A 4,116-nucleotide genomic window follows, 5' to 3' on the forward strand; every position below is an offset into this window, starting at 1 on the left:
GGCGGCAGCCGCTCAGGTGCACGGCAGCGTTGAGCGGCAGGTGTTCGGCCAGCGCCAGCGCATCGGCCTTGGTGTCGGCCTCGGCCTTGGCACACCCGGCTGAACCGGTGCAGGCGACGAGTCGCGCCAACGGTTGCGCTGCTGCCCCCACCAGACCGATGGCTTGCAAGGCAGCCAATAACGGCGCAGCCCGCCCGGTTGCCACATTGGGCAGCAGCAGGCTTTGCCAAGGGGTCAGGTGCAGGCTGGCGTCACCGTATTCGCAGGCCAGTCGGGCAACCTGGCCAAGCAAGCCGCTGTCCAGTCGGCCCAATGGCGGTGCGGCGCCCACGGCCACCAACCCCTCCTGTGCCTGTGGATAAATGCCCAGATGCCGGTACGCCAGCACCGCTGGCCGTTGCCAGTTGATAACCAATGGATCGCGGCGCAACGGGGTTTCAAGGCGTCGTGCCAAATGCTCGAGAAACACCTCGGCCGGGACATCTTCCAGCACATGGCGCATACGCGCTTGCTCAGGCCGCGCCAGGTCGAGAAACAGCTCCAGCACAGCGATAACCAGCGCATGCCCATAAGCCTGCGGCACCGCCGCCAAGGGCCGGTTTTGCCCAGGACTTCCGGCCAGGCCGAAGCTCAGCCAGGGCTGGCCTTCAAGGGTCAGTGCCGACAACCACAGGTCATGATGATGCTCGAGCATCGCCAGGCCTTCGCCGCCCTCGAGCGACACGGCGAACTTGGCCGACAGCTCATGCAGGCGCGGGCGGCTCTCCAGCGAGGCCAGAATCTGCGCGGCCAGGGGCCGGGTGTCGCAGAGCATCGACGGGTCAAGACCGGCGGTGGGGCTGAGCATCAGGTTGCGCACATCGTCACTGGCCGGGGTGGCCGGGCCGACGCCGGCGGCCATCAGTTCGCCAACCAGCGCCTGGTGATCGCCGTCGATGCCGCGAATCTGCAGGTTGGCGCGGTTGGTCAGTTCGATCACGCCATGGGCATAACGCTCGGCAGCACCCGCCACGGCCAACGCCTGCGCACTGCCCAGCACGCCCCCGGCCAGCTTGATCCGGCAGATGCCGCCATCGCGCGCCGCGACGATGCGCAGCAACCCCGGGCAGGCCGAGGGGCGGGGTGTGGCGATTGAAGGGCGAACGGACTGCGGCTCGTTCAAGGGGTCACCGATGCGAACGTGGGGGGCTGACAGGGGAATGCGGCCGACACATGGGGCGGACAGGCGCGGTATTATGCCTGCTTTGGCGGCAGGCATGAAAAACGCTCTGTCGGAAGTTCGCATCGAGGTTGTTATGGCTCCCTGGCTCACCGTGGTTGGAATTGGCGAAGACGGCTACAAAGGCTTGGGTCGCCAGGCCCGGCACGCCCTGCTCAATGCCCCTGAAGTGTTTGGCAGCACGCGCCAACTGGCGCTTTTGCCGCCGTGCATCAAGGCCGCGCGGCATGCCTGGCCGAGTCCATTTTCGCTGAACGCGGTGCTGGAGCGGCGTGGCCACCCGGTGTGTGTGCTGGCCAGCGGCGACCCGATGCTGTTCGGCGTCGGCGTCAGCCTGTCGCGGCTGGTCGAGCTGGCCGAAATGACCGTGCTGTCGGCGCCGTCCTCCTACTCGCTGGCGGCGGCACGGATGGGCTGGGCCTTGCAGGACGTGGTCACCTTGTCGGTGGTCGCCCGGCCACTGGCGGCGGTCAGCGCACATTTGCACCACGGCCTGCGCCTGCTGGTGCTGAGCAACGACAGCTCAAGCCCCGCCGCGCTGGCAAACGTGCTGCGCGAGCGTGGCTTCGGCCCCAGCCACATGACGGTGCTGGAACATCTGGGCGGCCCCGCCGAGCGACGCCTCGACGGCCTGGCCAGCGACTGGGGAACACCGGACATTGCCGCGCTGAACCTGGTCGCCATCGACTGCCGCGCCGCGCCCGACACCTTGCGCCTGAGCCCGCTGGCCGGCCTGCCGGACCACGCTTATCAACATGACGGGCAACTGACCAAGCGCGATGTACGGGCCATGACCCTGGCGCGTCTGGCGCCGGTGCCGGGCCAGCTGCTGTGGGACGTCGGCGCCGGTTGTGGCTCGATCGGCATCGAGTGGATGCGCGCTCACCCCACTTGCCGCGCGCTGGCCATCGAGGCCGATGAAGGCCGCCAGCAACTGATCGAACGCAACCGCGACAGCCTCGGCGTGCCCGGCCTGCAACTGGTGCGCGGCACCGCGCCCGAGGCGCTGGCCGGCCTCGAAAGCCCGGATGCCATTTTCATCGGCGGCGGCGTGACCCGCCCCGGCGTGCTGGACGCCTGCTGGGAGCGCTTGCGCCCCGGCGGTCGGCTGGTGGCCAATGCGGTCACCCTGCAAAGCGAAGCCACGTTGATGGCCTGGCGCGAACAGCATGGCGGCGAACTGACGCGCTTGCAGGTCGCCCACGCCAAGCCGCTGGGTGAATTCGACACCTGGCGTCAGGCGCTGCCCATCACCCTGCTGGACCTGGTCAAACCCTGATGCGCGAAGAAACCGCCGAGCAACCCGCCCCCCTGCGCAGCGGCCTGACCACCGGCAGCTGCGCCACAGCCACCAGCCTCGCGGCGGCGCGCCTGCTGCTCAGCGGCCAGGCGTGCGATGCAGTGGAAATCGTATTACCCAAAGGTAAACAGGTGCAGATGCGCCTGGAATTCTGTCGGCTGTTCGACAATGGCGCCGAAGCGTCAACCATCAAGGATGCCGGCGACGACCCGGACGTGACCCACGGCGCGCTGGTATTCGCTCAAGTGCGGCTGATCAGCGAACCGGGCGTGCGTTTTCTCGCAGGCCCCGGCGTGGGCACCGTCACCCGCCCCGGCCTGGTGCTGGCGGTCGGTGAACCGGCGATCAACCCGGTGCCACGGCAGATGATGAGCGAACACTTGCAGCGCCTCGCCAACGCGCACGGGCATACCGGCGGTTTTGAAGTGACCATCGGTGTCGAGGGCGGTGAAGCCCTGGCCCTGAAAACCATGAACCCACGGCTGGGGATTCTTGGCGGGTTGTCGATTCTGGGCACCAGCGGCATCGTGCGGCCGTTTTCCTGCGCGGCCTATATCGCCTCGATCCAGCAAGGTATCGATGTCGCCACCACCAACGGCTACATGCACATCGCCGCCTGCACCGGCAATGCCAGCGAAGACACCATGCGCCGGGTCTACGGCATTCCGGACATTGCTTTGATCGAAATGGGCGACTTTGTCGGCGCGGTGCTCAAGCACCTGCGCAAGGTGCCTGTGGATAAATTGAGCCTGTGCGGCGGCTTCGGCAAGATCAGCAAACTGGCCGCAAAGCACATGGACCTGCACAGCCGCCACTCCAGCATCGACCTACCGCAACTGGCACGCTGGGCCGCCGATGTCGGCGCCGACGCCGAGCTGCAACAGAGCATCTGCGCAGCCAACACCAGCCAGCAGGCGCTGGCGATGTGCAGCGCGGCCGGCGTGCCGCTGGGCGATACGGTGTGTCGTCATGCATTGGCCTTTGCGCGCAGCGTGGTGCCGGCCAGCATTGAAGTGGAAGTCTTCGCCATCGACCGCCAGGGCGGCATCGTCGGCCATGCCTTATAAGGAAGCTGCATTGACGTCCTCCCCCACCTCGATCTTCGATCGTCGCCACAGGCGCAAAGGAAGGGGATTCCTGCTTCACAGAGCACAGCCTCAGGCTACTTGAGCCATTGGTCTTACACGCTCTCCACAGGCTAGCACCGTGAGTCCCACGGCTTTGATATTCTTTGCAGCATTGGTGTCGCGGTCATGCTCGGCGTTGCACGATGGGCATGCCCAAGTTCGAGTCGAGAGTGATAATTGGGCCAATACGTGACCACAACCTGAGCAGGTTTTGCTGCTCGGGTACCACTGATCAATTCTCACGATCTGCCGGCCCGCCCAGTCACCCTTGTACTCCAGCTGCCGAGCGAACTCACCCCAGGCTGCGTCAGCAATGGCTTTGGACAGCTTGCGATTCCTGATCATATTTTTGACTTTCAAAGACTCGACGCAGATCACTTGGTTTTCGTTGATCAATCTGCGCGACACCTGATGAAGGTTGTCCTGGCGGGCATCTGAAATTTTTGCGTGCAGCCTGGCCACCTTGCGTT

At 65.8% G+C, this 4,116-nt stretch carries 4 protein-coding genes; 2 read left to right on the forward strand and 2 right to left on the reverse strand.

Annotated features, from left to right (window positions below; translation table 11 throughout):
- Positions 1-1,162: precorrin-3B synthase (gene cobG, locus ACYP2A_RS15815; RefSeq protein ID WP_459746385.1), on the reverse strand; the 1,162-nt coding region annotated here is incomplete at its 3' end.
- 133 nt (positions 1,163-1,295) lie between these two features.
- Between cobG and cbiE the strand changes: the two genes are divergently transcribed.
- Both cbiE and ACYP2A_RS15825 read left to right on the forward strand, forming a co-directional pair.
- Positions 1,296-2,498 carry a precorrin-6y C5,15-methyltransferase (decarboxylating) subunit CbiE gene (gene cbiE, locus ACYP2A_RS15820; RefSeq protein ID WP_459746386.1) on the forward strand — a complete coding sequence of 401 codons (1,203 nt, stop codon included), beginning with the start codon at positions 1,296-1,298 and terminating at the stop codon, positions 2,496-2,498.
- The gene (locus ACYP2A_RS15825; RefSeq protein WP_459746388.1) at positions 2,498-3,586 is read left to right on the forward strand and encodes a cobalt-precorrin-5B (C(1))-methyltransferase; all 1,089 of its coding nucleotides are present in this window, start codon (positions 2,498-2,500) and stop codon (positions 3,584-3,586) included. The genes cbiE and ACYP2A_RS15825 overlap by 1 nt, the downstream gene beginning before the upstream one ends.
- A 90-nt stretch (positions 3,587-3,676) precedes the next feature.
- On the opposite strand, the gene ACYP2A_RS15830 is transcribed toward ACYP2A_RS15825, so the two are convergent.
- On the reverse strand, positions 3,677-4,116 hold a 440-nt coding region (locus ACYP2A_RS15830; protein WP_459746390.1), incomplete at its 5' end, for an RNA-guided endonuclease TnpB family protein.

The sequence above is a fragment of the Pseudomonas sp. 3A(2025) genome (genome assembly GCF_054589175.1).